This is a genomic window from Streptomyces sp. NPDC090108 (genome assembly GCF_044747185.1).
Lineage (GTDB): Bacteria > Actinomycetota > Actinomycetes > Streptomycetales > Streptomycetaceae > Streptomyces.
The window spans coordinates 115,331-133,333 of the sequence record NZ_JBIVDQ010000003.1 but is presented as its reverse complement, the minus strand read 5'-3'; the positions used below and the strand labels follow the sequence as shown (position 1 = coordinate 133,333).

Below are 18,003 nucleotides of genomic sequence, written 5' to 3'. Positions count from 1 at the left end.
CCTCACGGCCCCTGAGGCGGCAGGCTGATCCTGCTGATCAACCCTCAAGGAGCTCCGATGGCGAACATCCCTGAAGACTGCCGGTACACCAAGGACCACGAGTGGCTGCGGATCACGGGCGACACCGCCCGCATCGGCATCACCGACCACGCCCAGAAGCAGCTCGGCGACATCGTGTACGCCGAGCTGCCGAAGGTGGGGGACCGGTTCGAGGCGACGGCGCCCTTCGGCACCCTGGAGTCGGTGAAGGCGGTGACCGAGGTCTACATGCCGGTCGACGGCACGGTGACCGCCGTGAACGAGGCGCTGAACGACTCGCCCGAGGACATCAACGTCGACGCGTACGGCGACGGCTGGCTGATCGACGTCAAGGTGGCCGACCGGGGGCACCTGGAGGGTCTGCTCGACGCCAAGCAGTACCGCGACTACTGCAGCGCCGAGTCGGACGACTGACCCGGCGGCTCACCCGGAAGACCGACTCCGCGTATCGAGCCGGACCGCCGGCACGGGAGCCCGGAGCCGTACGGTCCGCCGACCGAGGTGACACCGGTGACCGCCCCTCGCGTCGTCACCGGTTTCCCCCGGCTCCCCGTGCATGATGGCGGCCGGCCACGCGTCCGTCCGCCACCGCAGCGCAGGGGAGTCCCGCTTGTCCGCACACATCCGCGCGATCCGCACCGCCGCCGGATCCGCGCTCGCTGCGCTCGCGCTCGCCGCCGGCTGCACCGCGCGGACGGAGCCCGGTGCGCACAGCCACACGGAGGCGGCCCCGGCCAGCCTGTCCGCCACGGTGTCCCCGTCGCCGGCCGTCACCGCGCGGGCGACCGCCGATCTGCGCGACCCGGCAGAGGTCGTGAGCAGGAACGGCCTGCTCCGTACGAGGATCGTGGTCGAGCGCAGGAAGGTGCGGCTGGCGGGCCGCGAGCTGTGGGCCCTGACCTACAACGGGATGTACATGCCGCCCACGCTCCGGCTGCGCGCCGGGGACCGGATGGAGATCACCTTCGAGAACCGGCTCGACCAGCAGACCAACCTGCACGTGCACGGCATGCACGTCTCACCCGCCGGGAACTCGGACAACGTCTTCCTCAGCATCGCGCCGGGCAGGACGTTCCAGTACGCGTACGCCTTCCCCAAGAGCCTGGAACCGGGCACGTACTGGTACCACCCGCACCCGCACACGCTCTCCGCGGCCCAGACCGCGGGCGGCATGGCCGGACTCATCGTGGTCGACGGCCTGGACCGGTACCTGCCCGCGCGGCTGCGCGGCATCACCGAACACGTCGTCGCGCTCAAGGACTTCCAGATCGTGGGCGACCGCATCAAGACCGCCGACCTCAAGATGGGCGCGCCCACCACACGCACCGTCGACGGCCAGCTCAACCCGAGGATCCGGATCAGGCCCGGCGAGACCCAGCTGTGGCGCCTCGCGAACATCGGGGCGAACATCTTCTACAAGGTGGCGCTGCCGGGCACCAGATTCCACGTCGTCGCCCAGGACGGCTACCCGGTGCACAAGGTCTACTCGGCCGACTCCCTGGTCATCCCGGCCGGAGCCCGCTACGACGTACTCGTGCAGGGCCCGAAGGCCGGCACCTCGGAACTGCTGACCCTGCCGTACGACACCGGCAAGGCCGGCAACAAGTTCCCCCGCGCGACGCTGGCCACGGTCCGCTCCGAAGGCACGCCCGAGCGGCCGGCGGCGCTCCCCACGACCTTCGCCCCCGCCGACGACCTGGGCGCGGAGCCCGTCGCGGCACGCAAGTCGGTCGTCTTCACCGAGAACAAGGCGGGCACGCTCTTCTACATCAACGGCAGGCAGTTCGACCACAACCGCGTCGACTTCCGCTCCAGGCTGGGCACCACCGAAGAGTGGACCATCAAGAACGACAGCGACGAGGTCCACTCCTTCCACGTCCACACCAACGACTTCCAGGTGATGAGCGTCAACGGCAGACCGCGGACCGACTACGGCCTGCAGGACACCGTCGACGTGCCCCAGCGCGGGACCATGGTCGTGCGCATCCGGTTCCGCGACTATCCGGGCAGGACGGTCGTGCACTGCCACGTGCTCAACCACGAGGACGCGGGCATGATGGCGGTGCTCCAGATCGAGAAGTGACCGGCGGCCGGCCGGTGCTCCGGCGCTCTCCGCCGCCCCGGTCCGGCCCCCTTCCCGCACCGGTTCCGACACCCCCTCGGTGACCGCCGCGATCCGTGCCGCCGTTCTTGATCGCCTCAGTTGACAGTGCGCCGACACTCAAGGGAGGATCACGATCCGGTTCGGCCGTGTCACCTTCTGTTCGTCAACTGGACTTCCTCTCAGCCGAGTTGGCATTCGTGCGCGAACATCCGCTGAGTAGTCGGTCTGGGGGAAGCGTGAGTGCCGTACCGCCCCTCCCCGGGGGCAGGAGCATTCGTCCGGCCGGGTGGCGGCAGCCCCCGGCCCGCACGCCACCCCCAAGCTAAGAGGTCGCCCCATGAACCCGCTCGTGCAGGATGTGCTGCTGTGGGCTCCGTCCGTCGCCGCTGCCGCCGCCGGGGGCGTCGCGATCCACTACCGCGCCAAGGCGGGGCAGTCCGGCAGAGCCGCCGCCGAAGCCGCCGTGCGCGCCGACCGCCGGGTGGCCGTCCACGAGGTGGAGGCCTCGCACCTGGCCGAGACCCGGCTGCCCCGGCAGGTGCTCGCACAGCAGAGCAGGGCGGAGGCCGGCACCGCGACCGAAGGCCTGCTCCACCCCGAACTCGCCGGTACCGAGGTCGACACGGCGTACCGGGCCGTCCTGGAGCAGATCAGCCGCCTCATCGCGGAGCAGTCCGAGCTGTCGGAAGGCGCGGCACGGGTGGCCGTGCGCGCCGCGACCCGCTCCGTGCAGTCGCTCGGCTACGAACTCCAGGTCGCCATCACCCAGTTGCTGGACACCCGGCACGACGAGAAGCTCCTGGAACTGATCCAGCCGATCGACCACGCCACCAGCCAGCTGCTGCGCCGCCTCCAGCTCCTGAGCGTGCTCACCGGAAGCTGGCCCGGCCGCCAGCGTGACGACACGGCCCTGCTGGACGCCGTACGCGGAGGCATGTCCCGCATCCGCGACTTCCGCCGCGTACAGGTCCCCGCCACCTGCGAGTTCCACGTCTCCGGCCGGATCGTCGAGGCGCTGGTGCTGGTGCTGGCCGAACTCATGGACAACGCCGCCCGCCAGAGCGCTCCGACCACCCCGGTCGAGGTGACCGTCCTGGAGGCCCACCGAGGGGTGAGCGTCCAGATCCACGATGCCGGACCCGGCATGTCCGCCGAGGTGCGGCAGAAGGCCGACCGGCGGCTGTCCGGCCGCGAACCCTTCCGCTTCACCGAGATCGACAACCCGGCGGCCTTCGGCCACGCCGGCGTCGGCGACCTGGCCGCCCGCTACGGCTTCCACGTCAGCATCGACGAGGAGTACTCCCGGCACGGAGGAACGCGGGCCGTGGTCTTCATCCCCCGCGACCTCCTCGTCGACGCACCGGCGGACCCCGCCCCGGAACCCGCCGCGCGGACCACCCCCGCCCCCGCCTCCACGGCGGCCGCGGACACCGCCGAACCGGCCCGCTCCTACCCCGTGGCGGAGGACGGGCTGCCCATGCGCCGCCGCGTCAAGCCCCAGCCGGTGGAGAGTACCCTCCCCGCCACCGAACCCCCGCCGCGGGACGCCGGCGAGGCCCTTGCCGCCTTCGCCCGTGTCACCCGCGCCCACATCCCCGCCCAGCCCCGCGCGCCCAAGGAGCCGACCCCGTGACCAGCAGTGTCCGACCCGACCTGAGCTGGATCGTGGACAATCTCGTCCAGTTCCCGCACGCCCGCTACGCGGTCGTCCTGTCCGCCGACGGACTGCCGATGGCCGCCTCCGAGGACGTCGAGCAGGACCTGGCCGACCACATATCCGCGACCGCCTCCGGACTCCAGTCGCTCAGCCGCAACGCCGCGCGGTTCGTCGGCGACGAGAAGACGCCCTGGCAGCAGACCATGGTCAGCTACCGCGACGGCTTCCTCTTCATCATCGCCGCCGGCAGCGGCTGCTTCCTCGTGGCGTCCGCCGACAGCGATGTCGACATCGCCGCCTTCTCCTACCAGATGGCCGACGTCGTGAAGCGGCTGGGCACTGAACTCAGTGTCGAGCCGAGGCAGTCGCCCGCCGAGCACGGATGAGCCCGGCAGGGCACGGTGACGACCGGCTGGTGCGGACGTATGTGATCACCGGAGGCCGGTCGTACGCCAGCCGCAACACCTTCGACCACATCACCCTGATCACACTGTCCTCGTCGGCCGGCTCCCTCACCCGGACCCAGCTCAACCCCGAACAGCTCCGGATCCTGGAGGCCCTCGCCGAGGGATCCCAGTCGGTGGCCGAACTCGGAGCACTGCTCGCCCTGCCGGTGAGCGTGCTGCGCATCCTGCTCGCCGATCTGATGGAGACCGGGCACATCACCACGCGGCAGCGCATCACCGCGCCCGCCCCCGCCAAGACCCGTGAACTGCTGGAGGACGTTCTTGCCGGGCTTCAACGCCTCTGAGCCGCCCGCGCTGCGCGGCACCGAACGGACCGTGAAGATCCTGATCGCCGGGCACGTCGGGGCCGGGAAGACCACGCTGGTCCACGGGCTCTCCCAGATCCGCCCCGTCAGCACCGAGGAGGTGATGACGGCAGCGGGCACGGCCACGGACCACACCGACCTGCCGGACAAGTCGACCACGACCGTGGCGATGGACTTCGGCCGGCTGCACCTGGCCGAGGACCTCGTCCTCTACCTCTTCGGCGCGCCCGGACAGGAACGGTTCTTCCCCATCGTGAGCGACCTCGCCGAGGGAGCGCTCGGCGCACTCGTCCTCGTCGACACCCGGCGCCTGCGCGAGACCTACCCGATCCTCGAACTCATCGAGAAGCTCGGGCTGCCGTACGCCGTCGCCGTCAACGCCTTCGACGGCGCGCCCGTGCACTCGCCGGAGCGGCTGCGCGAGGTGATGGATCTCGACGGTCCCACCCCCCTCGTCATCTGCGACGCACGTGATCCGGACAGTTCGCGCGGCGCGCTGGCCGTTCTGATCCGCCACCTGCTCGACCTCATGCCGGAGTCCTCCTGATGACCGCTCACCCCCCGCACGCCGCGCAGTGCCCGCCGGGAGCACACACCTCTCCGTCGGAGGCGCCGCTGCCGATCCACGGCCCGGAGTTCGACGCCGACCCGCACGCCACCTACCGGCGGCTGCGCCGGCAGGGCCCCATCGCCCCCGTCGAGATCGCCCCCGGCGTGTACGGCTACCTGGCCGTCACCTACCGCGCGGTCGTCCACCTCCTGCGCAACAGCCCGAAACTGTTCGCCAAGGACCCGACGGCCAACTGGCAGGCCCTGATGGACGGAAAGGTCCCGGCCGACAGCCCGGCCAGGGTGATGATGCAGCCCCGCGACAACGCCCTGTGGAAGGACGGCGAGGAGCACCAGCGGCTGCGCGGCGCCATCACCACCGCCCTCGCCCGCGTCGACACCTACGCCGTCACCGACGCCGTCGCCCGCATCGCGGACGGACTCGTCGACACGTTCGCCGCGGCCGGTGAGGCCGACCTCGTCGCCCAGTACGCGGACCCGCTGGCGATGCTCAGCGTCATCGACCTCTTCAGCTGCCCGGCCGACATCGGCGAACGCATCGTCCACGCCGTCACCCGGCTCTTCGCCGCCGGCCCCGACGCCGCCGACGCCAACGCCGACCTCGAAGCCGCGTGCCTGGACCTCGTACGGCTCAAGCGCGACCAGCCGGGCCGCGACATCGTCACGTACCTGACCCAGACCGGCCTCGGCGACGAGGAGATGGTGCAGACCCTGCTCCTCGTCTTCGGCGCCGCGGCGCCCCCGGCCGGCAAGCACATCGCGAGCGGCGTGCAGCGCTACCTCACCGACCAGCGGTTCTCCGGCAGCGTCCACACCGGCATCCGCCCCGTCGCCGCCGCGCTCGAAGAGGTTCTCTGGGACGAGCCGCCGGTCGCCAACTACTGCCCCCTGTACGCGCAGGGCCCCCAGCGCATCGACCACGTGCTCGTGGAACCCGGCTACCCCATCCTGTGCAGCTTCGCCGCGGCCAACCGCGACCCCGAACTCGCCGTCGCACCGGACGACCGCGTCGGCAACCGGGCGCACCTCGCCTTCTCGGCCGGCCCGCACGCCTGCCCGGCCCCCGGACTGGCCCGCGTCATCTCCGAGACCGCCGTCGAACGCCTCCTGGACCGCCTCAGCGGTCTGCGCCTCGCGGTCGACCCCGCCGAGATCCCGGCGCTGCCCGGCACGTTCCTCGCCGGGCCGGCCGCCCTGCCCGTCCGATTCAAGCCCCACACTCCACTCGCACCCGCCGGAAAGTGATGCCATGACTTCCACGACCCCTGTCACCGGCTGCCCCTACGCCATCGACGGAGCCGGCACGGACATCCACGCCGAGGCCGACGCCCTCCGCGCCCTGGGACCCGCCGCCCCGGCCCTCCTCCCCGGCGACATCAGAGCCTGGTCGGTCACCGACCCCGCGCTCATACGCCGCCTGCTCGTCCACCCCGACATCTCCAAGGACGCCTCCCAGCACTGGCCCGCCTACATCGACGGCGAGGTCCCCGCCGACTGGCCCCTGCGCATCTGGGTCGACGTCCGCAACGCCCTGTCCGCGTACGGCACGGAGCACCGCCGGCTGCGCCGCGCCCTGTCCACCGCGTTCACCTCGCGCCGGGTGCGCGCCCTCGTCCCGCGGATCGAGGAGATCACCCAGGGACTGCTGGACGAACTCGAGGACGCCGGCCCCGACGAGACCGTCGACCTGCGCGCCCGCTTCGCCTGGCGCCTCCCGCTCCTCGTCGTCAACGCCGTCCTCGGCGTCCCCGACGACCTGCACGACGCGTTCCGGGACACCATCGGCCGGCTCTTCTCCACCGGGAGCACCCCCGAGGAGGCCGTCGCCGCCGCCACCGACGTGTACGGGCTGATCGGCCGGCTGATCGAGTACAAGCGTGAGCACCCCGAGAAGGACGTGACGACCAGTCTCGTCCGCGCCCAGGCCGCCGGCGAGATCACCACGCAGGAACTGGCCGACAGCATGATGCTCCTCATCGGCGCCGGCCACGAGACGACCGTCAACCTGCTCGACCACGCCACGGTCCTCCTGCTCACCCATCCCGACCAGCTCGCCCTCGTCACCTCGGGCAAGACCCCCTGGGACCAGGTCGTCGAGGAGGCCCTCCGGCTGGAGGCCCCCCTCGCGACGATGATCATGCGCTTCGCCGTGAACGACCTCACCGACGAGGCGAGCGGGGTCACCTTCGCCAAGGGCGACGCCCTGGTCGTCAACTTCGCCGCCGCGGGCCGCGATCCGGGCGCCCACGGGTCCGACGCCGACCGGTTCGACGTCACGCGCGAGACCGCCCGCGACCACCTCGCCTTCGGCCACGGCGTCCACTTCTGCCTCGGCTTCGAACTCGCCCGCGCCGAGGCGCGCATCGCGCTCTCCGCCCTCTTCGCCCGCTTCCCCGACCTGAGCCTCGCCGTCGACCCCGGAGAGCTGAAGCCGCTCGCCAGCTTCATCTCCAACGGCCACCAGAGCATCCCGGTGCGCCTCGGCCGGACCGTCCGCCCGGAGCCCACGACCGCCTGACGCTCTTCCCACACCGGTGGCCGGGGCCGTCCGTCGCGGACGGCCCCGGCCACCGGCGCAACGGCTGTGTGCCGGTGCCCGCATCCGCGCCGGTGCCCGCATCCGCGCCGGGTCCGCACCCGCACCGAGTCCGCACCCGTGCCGAGTCCGCGTCCGCCGGCCCGGCCGGCCCGGCGGGTCGCGGTCCGGTCCGGCCGTCGGCGCGGTCACGGACCTGCGTGGTCACGGACCTGCGTGGTCACGGAGTGCCGTGGACCACTCTGACGGTCATGTAGCCCTCGCCCGGGCCCGGCGCCCGGTTCCACGGCCGGGTGCGGAACGAGTGAAGGCGTCCGTGAGCGAGGGCGAACCGCGGCAACCGTACGCCGAACAGGGCGGTGAGCGCCTCCAGCGCCCGGCGCTCGCCCAGCCGCCCGGAAGCCGGGCCGTCCTCCTGGAAGAGCCGGTGCGGATCAAGAACGTCCGGTATCGCCCCCTGCCCGGTCACCTCCTCCCCGCGCACGGTGAAGCCGTACTGCTCCACCCCGTCCCGCGCCACGGACAGCTGGAAGACACCGGGCCGGTGCGGGTCGCCCGGCTCGCACCACACCGTCACCGCGCGCGTACCCCGGGACGCGGCGGTACCGGGGGAGACGAACCGCTTCTCGGAGAACCTCCCGCCCGGACCCGGCTCCACGGCGAAGCTCCAGCCCCGACCCGCCCGGCCCACCGCGGTCAGCGCCCGGTCCTCCCAGGACGAGCTGTTCTCCCGCAGGCGCATCCGCGCGTCCCACAAGGTCATCGGCTCGTTCAGCACGGTGGTGGTGCCGTCCGCGCCGAGGAGCCCGGGCAGAGCGGCCGGCTCCACCGACTCCACGAGCACGAAGCGGTACGACGCCCGGAAGACGCCCTGCTCCCCGTCCGCCAGCCACGCCAGGCCCGGCGGATCGAGGTCGCCCGACGGCACCGGTGTCTCGCCCTGTCGCCCGGCACGGGGCGTGGCCAGCAGTTCCCGGCCGCGCTCGACGGTGAGCAGCGGACCGAGCACCGGATCGGCGCACAGTCCGACCGGGGCGAGGTGGTCGGGACCCAGGGGCCGCCACGCGTCGAGCGCGCCACGCAGCGTGCGCCAAGCGGCGTCGGTGTCGCCCCAGCGCGCCTGCTCCCGCGCCTCCTCCACGGCGAGCCCGAAGGGCCCCTCGGGGGCGTAGCGGCAGGTGCCTGCCCGTACCCGACGCAGGACGTCGTCCGCCGGGCCGTCCGCCGGGACACCGACGCTCCTGGCGAACGAAAGCGCGTGCGTCTCGTCCCGGTGGTGCCGAGCGTGCTCGGCGGCCAGCACGGGCAGGATCTCCGGCGCGTACAGCGGATCGGCGGCGAGCCCGGGGAAGTACACCATGTAGGTCTCCCCGAGGAACCGGCGTATCTGGTCACGCAGCCCCTGCGCTCTCGGCCTGCCGTACGCGACCGCCTCCGCCAGCGCCGCGCTGGCCCGCTCGTACCGGCCGGCCAGCGCGTCCCGCCGTGCCGCCTCGACGGCCTCGTCCAGCGCCCTCGTGGTCGCGTTGGCGAACTCGCGCCCCTCCCGCGACGAGCGGTCCACCTCCAGCCGGTGGAACTCCTGGTACATGTCCCGCATGAACGCCCCGAACGACGGATGGCGTTCCGGCGGACTCGCCCGCCACGACGCGTAGGTGTACACGGCCCACTCGCCGTCGCCGTCCGTGTCCCCCGGATCCAGCAGCACGTAGACGCCGTCCGACTCCACGTCGAGCTGGAGCGACCTGCTCCACATCCCGGCGAGCAACGCGTCCTCGGGTGTGGGTTCGTCGTCCGGTTCACCCGGGAAATACTCGGAGAGCCCCTCCGCGTCCTCGTGCCACCGCACCTCGCCGGTCCCGGCGAGCCGCCACACGAAGCCGCCCGCGTGCCGCCATCCGTCGCTCACCGCCACGAACGCCCGGTAAGAGGGCGGCAGCCGGTGCCCCAGCCGCTCCTCCAGCGCCAGAATCCGCTCCTCGGAAGCGGGCGGGAAGCCCAGCGTGTCCGTACCCGCAGGGCCGTTTTCCGGCGCGGGGGCCGCGGGCGCGCCGCCATCCTGCGCATCCTCCCATTCCTGGGACCACTGCGCGAGGAAGGAATGCCAGTCGTCGATGTCCGCCATACCCGCGATGGTGCCAGCCACCACTGACAACGCCCCGGGCACGTACGGCGTTCCGGCATCGGCTGCATCGGCTGCATCGGCTGCATCGGCTGCATCGACCGAACCGGCCGAACCGGTGGTGACGGCCGTGTCGCCCGAGTCGCCCGCTTCGGCGCGTGTCCTGGCGTGGGGCGGTCGTACGGATCGCTGTGCGGGTGAGCCGGCAGTAACGTCGACGGAGGACCGCCGATGCCGGCGGGAGGGCCGGCGCCGAAGGAGACCCGGGCATGACCACGTTCCCCACCGCGCGAGCCGTACGGACCACTCCCGAAGGCATCCTGTGGGAGCCCAGTGAGCGCTGGGTACGCGGCCGCAAGGGCGAGGTCACCGTCGTCGACAGCAGGCACCCGGTCCTCGTGTGGGAACCCGGACTGCCGGTACCGCTGTACGCCTTCCCCCGCGCCGACGTCCGCGAGGACCTGCTGCGCCCGGCGAAGAACCCCCCGACGGGCACGCACACCGGATCGCGGATCTTCTACGATCTCGAGACCGCCGGTGCGACGGCCGAGAACGCCGCGTGGACGTTCCCCGCCGAAGACCTGGCCGGCCACATCGCGTTCGAGTGGTTCCAGCGGTCCGGGCGGGGCCTGGACCACTGGTACGAGGAGGAGGAAGAGATCTTCGTGCACCCCCGCGACCCGCACAAGCGGGTCGACGCGATCGCGGGCAGCCGCCACGTCCGGGTCGAGATCGACGGCACGGTCGTCGCCGACACCCGCCGCCCCGTCCTGGTCTTCGAGACCGGCCTGCCGACCCGGTACTACATTCCGCGCGAGGACGTCCGTCTGGACCTGTTCGAACCCACCGACCACAGCACCGGCTGCCCCTACAAGGGCACCGCCGTGTACTGGTCGTGGCGGGGCGAGGGCGACGTTCCGCCGAACGTCGTCTGGAGCTACCCGGAGCCGCTGCCCGCGGTGGGCGCCGTCAAGGATCTCCTCGCCTTCTACAACGAGGCGGTCACCCTCACCGTCGACGGCGACCGACTGGATCGCCCTGTCACCCCGTTCAGCGGAATGCTCAGGGAGCGGCCGCCGACGTGAGCGTGCTCGGGTGCGTTGACATCCCTCCGCGGGGCGTGTCTTACTGGCCGCCCACAGCGAGTTGCTCCAGGGGCGGAGAAGCGACGGTGACGGCCATGCACGCAGCTCACGGGACGGCCGCACCGCGGCGCCCCGGCCGCGTCCTGCTGTGCGCGGACCGCTCCGTCGACCTGCTGCGCGTCAACAGCGCTCTGTGTACGGCCGCTTGTCGCGCCGTCCGTCAGCTCTGACGGGTTCCGAGCCGCTGAGGAGCGAGTCTCCCGGCATCACTGTGTGTCTTGGATCGGCGCGGCCTGCCTGAGCGGCCCTCCCGCACCGCGCACCCCGCCCAGTCCCCGCCCCGGCCCCGTCGCCGACGGCTCGGAACGCGCTGCGCGACGCAGGCTCCCGGGTTCGGCGGGAGACGGCCTTACCACCGCCCGGGCGAGCGAACCGGCGTACACCTCCGACCGGCCACGTACACGCAGACACAGACGGAGAGGGAGACGGCGAGTGACGAACAGGCTGACGGGGAAGACGGCGGAGGCCGAGGCGGAGGGCGGAGTCGCGTCCGGCACGGATCCCGCCGCCGTCGAGGTCCACCATGTGCACAAGTGGTTCGGTGCCCATCATGTCCTGGACGGAGTCCAGTTGACGGTACGGCCCGGCGAGGTCACGGTCGTGCTCGGCCCCTCCGGCTCGGGCAAGTCCACGCTGCTCAGGGTGATCAACCATCTGGAGAAGCCCGAGGCGGGTCATGTCAGCGTGAACGGCGAGCCGATCGGGGTGCGCCGGGAGGGAGGACGGCTCAAGGAGCTGAGCGAACGGGTCGTTCTGGCCCAGCGCGGCCGCATCGGGTTCGTGTTCCAGAACTTCAACCTCTTCCCGCACCTGACCGTCCTGGAGAACGTCGCGACGGCCCCGGTGGCGACCGGCAGGCTGAACAGGGCGGAGGCCCAGGATCTGGCCCGCGAACTCCTCGCCCGCGTCGGGCTCGCCGACAGGACCCGGGCCTACCCGCGCCAGTTGTCCGGCGGACAGCAGCAACGGGTCGCCATCGCGCGCGCCCTGGCCCTGCGTCCCGGCGTCGTCCTCTTCGACGAGCCCACCTCCGCCCTCGACCCCGAACTGGTCGGTGAGGTGCTGGCCGTGATCAAGGACCTGGCGGCCGGCGGCACCACCCTCGTCATCGTCACCCACGAGATCGGCTTCGCCCGCGAGGTCGCCGACCAGGTGGTCTTCATGGACGGCGGCCGGATCGTCGAGCAGGGGCCGCCCGGCCAGGTGCTGGATCACCCGAGGCACGAGCGGACCAGGGACTTCCTCAGCAAGGTCCTCTGAACCGGCGAGTCCCACACTGTCTGCATGCTCGCGAAGACACCGGCCGCCGCCGCCAAGTACCCGATGAGCCTGGCGTCCACGATGTCCGCGCTGGTCAACGACCCTGCCGCCATATGCGGGTCCTGAGCAAGGACCGCCTGGAGGACCCCGGGCTGCGGCAGATGGAGGACACCGTCGCGGACTTCGTCAGCCGGACCACCGCCCGACCGCACCTGCCCCGGGCCCGCCTGCCGTCGGCGGCGCAGGCTATGTTCGCCGCATGAACGACACCGAAGCCGCCGCACTGCTGGCCGGATGCGCCGACAGCCCGTACCCCGGGGTGTGGCAGGACTCCCCGTTCACGGAACGCGCGGTCGGCGGTGCGCGGTACGCCCTGGTCGCGGTCGACCCGGGGCTGAGCGCGCTCGCCGTCCGGCGCGACGACGGCTCGCTGTGGTGCCTGCCGGAGGACGGAGACCCCCGATGGGTGAACTCGGGTGTCGAGGCCTTCGCCGCCTTCCATCACGCCTACGGCGAAGCCGCCACCGAGGCCGCCGCGTTCGAGGGGGCCGACGACGGTACGGCTGACGACGAGGCCCTGGAGTTGGCCGAACAGGCAGCCGACGCACTCACCGAGGCGCTGCTGGACCGATTCCGGGCGCTCGACCCCGACGCCGTCGCCGACGAGAACTCCTTCTGGCACATCGCCGCCGAGGAACTGGGCTACGGCATGAACGTCTGACCACGCGGAACACCGGGACAGGCCGCTCGACCGGGCGGAGCCGAAGGCGGTGGACCCCTCGCGCCCTCGGTGACCCCACTCAGCCGAGAAGCTCACGCACGAGTGCGCCGACCTGTTCCGCCTCGATCAGGAAACCGTCGTGGCCGTGAGGGGACTCGATCAAACGCAGACCGTCCGCACCGGGGATCGCTGCGGCCAACTCCCGCTGCTGGGACAGCGGATACAGGCGGTCGGAGTCGACCCCGGCGACCAGCGTCCTCGCGGTGACCCGGCGCAGGGCCGTGCGTACGCCGCCGCGGTCCCGGCCGATGTCATGGCTGTTCATGGCCTCCACCAGCGTCACGTAGCTCCCCGCGTCGAAACGGCGGACCAGCTTGGCCGCATGGTGGTCCAGGTAGGACTCGACCTGGTAGCGGCCACCGCGCCACGGGTCCTCCGCGCCCTGGGGCGAACGGCCGAAGCGGGCCGCCAGCTCCGGCTCGCTCCGGTAGGTGACATGGGCGAGGCGACGGGCCAGGCCGAGCCCCGCGTGCGGGCCGCGACCGGGGCCGGCGTCGTGGTAGTCGCCGTCACGCCAGTGGGGGTCGGCACGGATGGCGTGCAGTTGGACGTTCGCCCAGGCGATCTGCTCGGCGGTCGCCGCCGCTGTGGTGGCGAGCAGCAGCAGCGCCGCTGTGCGTTCCGGCCAGGTCACCGCCCACTCCAGCGCCCGCATCCCGCCCATGGAGCCCCCGATCACCAGCGCCCAGCGCCCGATGCCCAGTTCGTCGGCCAGCCCGGCCTCCGCGGCGACCTGGTCGCGCTGCGTCAGGAACGGGAAGTCCCCGCCCCAGCGCCGCCCGCCGGGACGGCGCGAGGACGGCCCGGTGCTGCCCTGGCAGCCGCCGAGCACGTTCGGAGCCACGACGAACCAGCGGTCCGTGTCCAGTGCCCGCCCCGAGCCGATGAGGGCGTCCCACCAGCCGGGGGAGGGGTGACCGGGCCCGGCGGGTCCGGCCGCATGGCTGTCGCCGGTCAGCGCGTGCAGCACCAGCACGGCGTTCGCACGGTCCGGCGCGAGCCGCCCCCATGTCTCGAACGCCAGCCGCACACCGGGCAGTTCACCGCCCGCCTCCAGTGACAGCGCCTTCTCCCTCGGATGCCAGTGGCGGCGGCCGGGCGGGTCCCCCTCCCGCCAGGCCCCGGAGGCCGGCGGCAGAGGGATCCCGGACGGTGACGGCTCCGTGCTCAGGACGCGGCCTTCGCGGCGCGGAAACCGGCCTCCAGGTCCGCCTTCAGATCGGCCAGGTTCTCGATGCCGACCGACAGCCGCACCAGACCCGGCGACGTGCCGGTCGCCGTCAACTGGCCTTCGTCCAGCTGGCTGTGGGTCGTGGACGCCGGGTGGATGATGAGACTGCGTACGTCCCCGATGTTGGCGAGATGACTGAACAGCTCGACCGCGTCCACGAACCGCTTCCCGGCCTCGACCCCGTCCCGCAGCTCGAAGGCCAGCACCGCCCCGGCGCCCCGCGGCAGATACCGCCGGCCCGCCTCGTACCACCGGTTGGACGGGAGCCCCGGGTAATGGACGGCGGCGACCTCGTCGCGCTGCTCCAGCCACTCGGCGAGGGCCTGGGCGTTGGCGGAGTGCCGTTCGAGCCGCAGACTCAGGGTCTCCACGCCCTGCAAAAGCAGGAACGCCGAGTGTGGCGAGAGGGCGGGGCCCAGGTCGCGCAGCAGTTGCACCCTCAGCTTGACCGCGAACGCGCCCGGACCGAGCGCGGGCCAGTACCGGAGACCGTGGTAACTGGCGTCCGGCTCCGTGAAGTCGGGGAAGCGCTCGGCGTGCGCACCGAAGTCGAAGGTTCCACCGTCGACGACCACTCCCGCGATGGTGGTGCCGTGCCCGCCGAGGAACTTGGTCGCGGAGTGGACGACGATGTCGGCGCCGTGCTCGACCGGCCGCAGCAGATACGGCGTCGGGACCGTGTTGTCCACGATCAGCGGGACCCCCGCCCCATGGGCGACGTCCGCCACCGCGCGCACGTCGAGGACGTTCCCGCGTGGATTGCCGAGCGTCTCGGCGAACAGCGCCTTCGTGTTCGGCCGGATCGCGGCCCGCCAGGCGTCGGGATCGTCGGGGTCGTCGACGAACGACACCTCGATGCCGAACTTGGGCAGCGTGTGCCGGAACAGGTTGTAGGTGCCGCCGTACAGCGAGGTGCTGGAGACGACGTGGTCGCCCGCGGAGGCCAGGGTCAGCACGGCGAGGGTCTCCGCGGCCTGTCCGGAGGCGACCGCCACCGCGGCGACACCGCCCTCCAGGGCGGCGACGCGCTGCTCGAAGACGTCCTGGGTGGGGTTGTGGATGCGGGTGTAGATGTTGCCGGGCTCGGCCAGCGAGAACAGGTCCGCGGCGTGCCGGGTGTCGCGGAAGACGAACGAGGTGGTCTGGTAGATCGGCACGGCCCGGGCCCCGGTCGTCGGGTCCGGCGCGGCACCGGCGTGGATCTGCTTCGTCTCGAACGACCAGGCGGAGGTGTCCGGTCCGGCGGGCTCGTCCTCGGGGGTGTGGCCGGCGCTGACGGAGTCGAGGGGCTGGCTCATGTTTCTCCCTTGTGCGGCGTGCGGGTGCGCGGGTGCGCAGGAGGAGGCGGACGGCGAAGGCGCCGCGGAGCCCGGTGCCACGCCCGGACAGGGGTGGCGGACAGCGCGGTGCGGCGAACAGGGGGAACGCGGGAAACGCCGGGAAGGCGGCGGAGGAGAGAGCGAAGGGCGCGGCCGGAGCCGGGAGCGGCGGAACGCTCAGGTCCCGGGGCGGAGCGTCAGCTCACGCGGGGACACGCCGTGGTGGTGACACGCACGTAATCGACGTGGCGGCGGGTCACGAGCACGGTCATGGACTCAGGTAACCACAGGCGGCCACGAAGTACCAGCATGACACGTGGAGTTGACGAACGGCCTGCTCGCACGCGTCGGAAGGTGCGGCGGTGTCGTTCCTCTCCGCCCGTTCCCGCGGCCGGTCCGGACCGGCGGCCACGAGGCGGACGCCGGATCCGCGGGCACCGGGCCGGCCCGGATCCGGGGGCCATCGGGCGGCGCCGGAACCGCCGCTCGCCTCGTGCCGCACGGGTCGCCGCGCTCCGCGCCTCGCGGGGGTCCTCGTGCCGGATAATGGGGGTCATGCGGATTTCGGCCAAAGCAGACTACGCGGTGCGGGCCGCGCTCCAACTCGCCGCGGCCGGGGACACCGCGCCGCTCAAGGCGGAGGAGATCGCCCAGGCCCAGGCGATTCCGCACAAGTTCCTCGAGGGCATCCTCAACGACATGCGCCGCGGCGGGCTGGTGCTGAGCCAGCGTGGCGCCAACGGCGGCTACCGCCTCGCCAGGCCCGCGGCCTCCATCAGCATCGCCGACGTCATCCGTGTCGTGGACGGGCCGCTGGTGTCGGTGCAGGGCGTACGTCCGCCCGACCTGTCGTACTCCGGTCCCGCCACGTCCCTGCTCCCGCTGTGGGTCGCGCTGCGGGTCAACGTCCGTCAGATCCTCGACGGGACCTCCCTCGCCCAGGTCGTGGCGGGCCAGCTCCCCGCCGGTGTCCTGACGCTCACCGAGACGCCGGACGCCTGGCTGAATCCATGACGGGTTCCCGGTGGGCGAGACGTGCGTGTCCAGGTGCTGGATGCTCCCTTGCCCGGGGCGCCACCCGTCCACAGGATTAATCCCTACTAAGGCACTAGGAATACTAGGGAATGGTCCGAGGTGGCTGTGAGCGCGGGTTCCGGGCAGAGGCGGGGAGCGGCGGCGAGCGAGGCCGAGGCGGAGGACGGTGTCCTGCCAGGGCGGTTCTGGCAGCGCGTCGCCCACGAGTTCGGCGACGACCTCGCGGTGGACGCACCCGACCGTGACAGAGCCGGCAAGCCGCCGTACGACGAGGTGGCGCGTCTGCGGGAATCCGGTCTGCACGCCGTGCTCGCGCCGCCCGGGGCGGCCGGCACGGGGACGGGGATGGAGTGGGAGAGCGCGTGCGCCATCGTCCGCCGGGTCGCCGCCGCCGACGGCTCGATGGGTGAACTGCTGGGCCGGCACTACGTGTTGTCCTGGAGCCCGCGCTTCTTCGCCGACCCCGGGCACGCCGCCGAGGTGGAGTCCCGGGCGGTGCGGGAGCAGTGGCTGTGGGCGGGAGACGTCCGGCTCCCGGACCCGGGCCAGGCGCCGGCGGAGCCCGTCCGTCCCGGCGGCGGGGGCGTCTCTCCCGTGCTCACCCCTGCCGCCGGAGGCTATCTGCTCACCGGCCACCTGACCCTGGCCACCGCGGTCAACGTGGCCGACCGGTTCGTCCTCGATGCGGTGTGCGCGGCCACCGGTGAGACCCTCGTCGTACTCGTGGACCCGAGCCGTCCGGGTATCACGCGTGCCCCGTCGCCCGAGAGGCTCGGCCAGCGGCTCGCCGACGCGGGCACGCTCCTCTTCGACGAGGTATCCGTGCCGGCCGGTCAGGTGCTGGGGCCCGCCGTCCACGACGAGTACGGCAGCGCGCCCTACGCGACCGTCGCCCCGCTCGCCCTGCGGCTGATGCTCGCGCAGGTCGCCCTGGGCATCGCCGAGGGGGCACTGGCGGAGGCGAGGGATCTGCGTCTCGCCGAGACCCACACCCGGTGGGCGGCCGATGGCAGCGGCGGCAGGCTGCCCGTGCCGGTTCCCGCCGCGGACGCCGACCAGTTGCTCGCCTTCGGAGAGCTGGCGCTCGCCTCCTGCGCCGCTGCCGCGGTCGTCGACCGGGCGACCGCGGCGATGGGGTGTGCCCTGCGCGCGGGACGGGAGCTGGACGCCGGTCCGCGCGCCGATGCCGCCGCGCTCGTCGCGGCCGCCGAGGCCGCCACCTTCAGGACCGCCCTGCTGACCGGGGAACGCGTCCTCGAACTCGCCGAGTCCGAAGGGCTCGACCGGTTCTGGCGCAACGCCAGGGCCCTGACGGGCCGCGTGCTCGCCGCCCCGGGCCTGCGCGCGATCGGCGACCATTTCCTGAACGACACCCGCGCCGGCCGGTGGCAGGACCCGGAGTGACCGGAGGGCGCGGCGGGGCAGCGCGCAG

The 18,003-nt window shown here is 72.6% G+C and carries 18 protein-coding genes; 15 read left to right on the top strand and 3 right to left on the bottom strand.

Going from position 1 to position 18,003, the window contains the following annotated elements; translation table 11 throughout:
• Positions 1 to 57 precede the first annotated feature (57 nt).
• The 8 genes from gcvH to ACIPRD_RS10750 all read left to right on the top strand — a co-directional run bounded on the left by gcvH (position 58) and on the right by ACIPRD_RS10750 (position 7,660).
• Positions 58 to 453, top strand: coding sequence for a glycine cleavage system protein GcvH (gene gcvH / locus ACIPRD_RS10785; protein WP_356402686.1), 396 nt, complete (start codon positions 58 to 60; stop codon positions 451 to 453).
• Between the two features lie 196 nt (positions 454 to 649).
• On the top strand, positions 650 to 2,122 hold the full coding sequence (locus ACIPRD_RS10780) for a multicopper oxidase family protein (protein WP_356402684.1): 1,473 nt from the start codon (positions 650 to 652) through the stop codon (positions 2,120 to 2,122).
• Positions 2,123 to 2,480: 358 nt separating this feature from the next.
• Positions 2,481 to 3,776: an ATP-binding protein gene (locus ACIPRD_RS10775; protein WP_401562135.1), complete on the top strand. Its 1,296-nt coding sequence runs from the start codon at positions 2,481 to 2,483 to the stop codon at positions 3,774 to 3,776.
• Positions 3,773 to 4,186, top strand: coding sequence for a roadblock/LC7 domain-containing protein (locus ACIPRD_RS10770; RefSeq protein ID WP_356402680.1), 414 nt, complete (start codon positions 3,773 to 3,775; stop codon positions 4,184 to 4,186). The genes ACIPRD_RS10775 and ACIPRD_RS10770 overlap by 4 nt, the downstream gene beginning before the upstream one ends.
• On the top strand, positions 4,183 to 4,551 hold the full coding sequence (locus ACIPRD_RS10765) for a DUF742 domain-containing protein (protein ID WP_356402678.1): 369 nt from the start codon (positions 4,183 to 4,185) through the stop codon (positions 4,549 to 4,551). The genes ACIPRD_RS10770 and ACIPRD_RS10765 overlap by 4 nt, the downstream gene beginning before the upstream one ends.
• Complete coding sequence (locus ACIPRD_RS10760; protein ID WP_401562133.1) at positions 4,529 to 5,119, top strand: GTP-binding protein; 591 nt, start codon at positions 4,529 to 4,531, stop codon at positions 5,117 to 5,119. Before ACIPRD_RS10765 ends, ACIPRD_RS10760 begins: the two co-directional genes overlap by 23 nt.
• A complete protein-coding gene (locus ACIPRD_RS10755; RefSeq protein WP_356402674.1) occupies positions 5,119 to 6,387 on the top strand; it encodes a cytochrome P450 in 1,269 nt (422 codons plus the stop codon). The genes ACIPRD_RS10760 and ACIPRD_RS10755 overlap by 1 nt, the downstream gene beginning before the upstream one ends.
• Before the next feature lie 4 nt (positions 6,388 to 6,391).
• Positions 6,392 to 7,660: a cytochrome P450 gene (locus ACIPRD_RS10750; protein ID WP_401562131.1), complete on the top strand. Its 1,269-nt coding sequence runs from the start codon at positions 6,392 to 6,394 to the stop codon at positions 7,658 to 7,660.
• 238 nt (positions 7,661 to 7,898) lie between these two features.
• Here ACIPRD_RS10750 and ACIPRD_RS10745 read toward each other — a convergent pair whose 3' ends face one another.
• The gene (locus tag ACIPRD_RS10745; RefSeq protein ID WP_401562129.1) at positions 7,899 to 9,803 is read right to left on the bottom strand and encodes an SMI1/KNR4 family protein; all 1,905 of its coding nucleotides are present in this window, start codon (positions 9,801 to 9,803) and stop codon (positions 7,899 to 7,901) included.
• Between the two features lie 266 nt (positions 9,804 to 10,069).
• Between ACIPRD_RS10745 and ACIPRD_RS10740 the strand changes: the two genes are divergently transcribed.
• The 5 genes from ACIPRD_RS10740 to ACIPRD_RS10720 all read left to right on the top strand — a co-directional run bounded on the left by ACIPRD_RS10740 (position 10,070) and on the right by ACIPRD_RS10720 (position 12,926).
• A complete protein-coding gene (locus tag ACIPRD_RS10740; protein WP_356402668.1) occupies positions 10,070 to 10,885 on the top strand; it encodes a DUF427 domain-containing protein in 816 nt (271 codons plus the stop codon).
• Between the two features lie 95 nt (positions 10,886 to 10,980).
• Complete coding sequence (locus ACIPRD_RS10735; protein WP_356402666.1) at positions 10,981 to 11,115, top strand: hypothetical protein; 135 nt, start codon at positions 10,981 to 10,983, stop codon at positions 11,113 to 11,115.
• A gap of 274 nt (positions 11,116 to 11,389) precedes the next feature.
• Complete coding sequence (locus tag ACIPRD_RS10730) at positions 11,390 to 12,205, top strand: amino acid ABC transporter ATP-binding protein (RefSeq protein WP_401563156.1); 816 nt, start codon at positions 11,390 to 11,392, stop codon at positions 12,203 to 12,205.
• Positions 12,206 to 12,318: 113 nt separating this feature from the next.
• Positions 12,319 to 12,468 (top strand): hypothetical protein, encoded by a 150-nt coding sequence (locus ACIPRD_RS10725; RefSeq protein ID WP_401562127.1) that lies wholly within the window; start codon positions 12,319 to 12,321, stop codon positions 12,466 to 12,468.
• Positions 12,465 to 12,926 (top strand): SUKH-4 family immunity protein, encoded by a 462-nt coding sequence (locus ACIPRD_RS10720; protein ID WP_401562126.1) that lies wholly within the window; start codon positions 12,465 to 12,467, stop codon positions 12,924 to 12,926. The genes ACIPRD_RS10725 and ACIPRD_RS10720 overlap by 4 nt, the downstream gene beginning before the upstream one ends.
• Positions 12,927 to 13,005: 79 nt before the next feature.
• Here the strand turns inward: ACIPRD_RS10720 and ACIPRD_RS10715 are convergent, their stop codons facing one another.
• Positions 13,006 to 14,157 (bottom strand): homoserine O-acetyltransferase, encoded by a 1,152-nt coding sequence (locus ACIPRD_RS10715; protein WP_401563154.1) that lies wholly within the window; start codon positions 14,155 to 14,157, stop codon positions 13,006 to 13,008.
• Positions 14,154 to 15,515, bottom strand: a complete 1,362-nt coding sequence (locus tag ACIPRD_RS10710; RefSeq protein WP_356402660.1) for a bifunctional o-acetylhomoserine/o-acetylserine sulfhydrylase — start codon at positions 15,513 to 15,515, stop codon at positions 14,154 to 14,156. Before ACIPRD_RS10710 ends, ACIPRD_RS10715 begins: the two co-directional genes overlap by 4 nt.
• A 576-nt stretch (positions 15,516 to 16,091) precedes the next feature.
• Between ACIPRD_RS10710 and ACIPRD_RS10705 the strand changes: the two genes are divergently transcribed.
• A complete protein-coding gene (locus ACIPRD_RS10705; protein WP_356402658.1) occupies positions 16,092 to 16,550 on the top strand; it encodes an Rrf2 family transcriptional regulator in 459 nt (152 codons plus the stop codon).
• Between the two features lie 120 nt (positions 16,551 to 16,670).
• A complete protein-coding gene (locus ACIPRD_RS10700) occupies positions 16,671 to 17,975 on the top strand; it encodes an acyl-CoA dehydrogenase (RefSeq protein ID WP_401562124.1) in 1,305 nt (434 codons plus the stop codon).
• The last annotated feature ends 28 nt before the right edge of the window (positions 17,976 to 18,003 follow it).